The sequence below is a fragment of the Pantoea sp. B9002 genome (assembly GCF_013385945.1).
GTDB lineage: Bacteria > Pseudomonadota > Gammaproteobacteria > Enterobacterales > Enterobacteriaceae > Pantoea.
In genome coordinates this window covers 1-983 of the sequence record NZ_JACAPA010000092.1, presented here as the reverse complement: position 1 = coordinate 983, position 983 = coordinate 1, and the positions used below count along the sequence as shown (strand labels likewise).

The following is a 983-nucleotide window of genomic DNA, read 5'->3' as shown; positions in this document are numbered from 1 at the left end:
GTGTTGCATCCATCGGTTGAACTCACAGCCAAAAGCAGACTTCAGTGCTTTGGACAAACCCATAATGCAACTAAGGATCATTTGTGTTAAAAAAATGTTTCTTGGCAGTTATGTCTGAAACCTGATGGAGCAGAAATGAGAACGCAGAAGCGATGCATGGGATATGTGGCCATAGTCGTTGATGACTATGATCGGGCAATTGAGTATTACACGGAAACGCTGGGGTTTACTCTCGTTGAAGATACACCTCAGCCGGGTAAACGTTGGGTCGTAGTCACACCTAACCCGGAAAGCGATTGCAATCTTCTACTGGCACGCGCTTCAAATGAGAGGCAGGAAGATTTTATAGGCAATCAATGTGGTGGAAGGGTATTCCTTTTTCTGCAAACTGATGACTTTTGGCGCGACTACAACTCCATGAAATTAAAAGGCGTTACATTCTCCCAAGAGCCTCGCGAAGAGGAGTACGGAACAGTAGTTGTATTTGAGGACCTATACGGCAACCGCTGGGATCTTTACCAGAACAAGCAAAATTAAAACTCCCTAACGGTTGAGTCATTACGACGTTTCCGCCCCCAAAATAATGTCCGCTCCTCGCTCACAGCGGACCTTCAACTCAATTAGTTCGTCCGCTATGTGCCAAGAGCAGAGGTAGGATCATTAATCATCAAAAACATGCTTGTTGAGTTATTCGTTTTCCCATCAATACCACTTTGAAGCTTTGGGGGTCGACATTGAGTACCGCATAGCGTATCTGCGGACAAATCAGTTCTAAGCTTCGTTTGCTACAATCAAGCTGCATTAAAGTGCGTGCGCCGGATTGTGTTTGCACCCTATTGGTCTCAGGATAGTCGCTGCAATCAAATCCTTCTTTAATTAACTTTTCTTTCGCCGCACCCAGGCTCATTCCGATAAGATTTAGGCTCTCGACTTCTCTGGCATGCGATTTTTCAGAAACTCGAGTTGTAGTGGTCAACAAAAAC

At 45.1% G+C, this 983-nt stretch carries 2 protein-coding genes; one reads left to right on the top strand and one right to left on the bottom strand.

Annotation, left to right across the window (positions count from 1 at the left end):
* Positions 1 to 135 precede the first annotated feature (135 nt).
* Positions 136 to 537, top strand: a complete 402-nt coding sequence (locus tag HX773_RS25325) for a VOC family protein (RefSeq protein WP_176973798.1) — start codon at positions 136 to 138, stop codon at positions 535 to 537.
* Positions 538 to 667: 130 nt separating this feature from the next.
* Here HX773_RS25325 and HX773_RS25320 read toward each other — a convergent pair.
* Positions 668 to 983, bottom strand: a 316-nt coding sequence (locus tag HX773_RS25320) for a hypothetical protein (RefSeq protein ID WP_176973797.1), incomplete at its 5' end; no start/stop codon positions are given.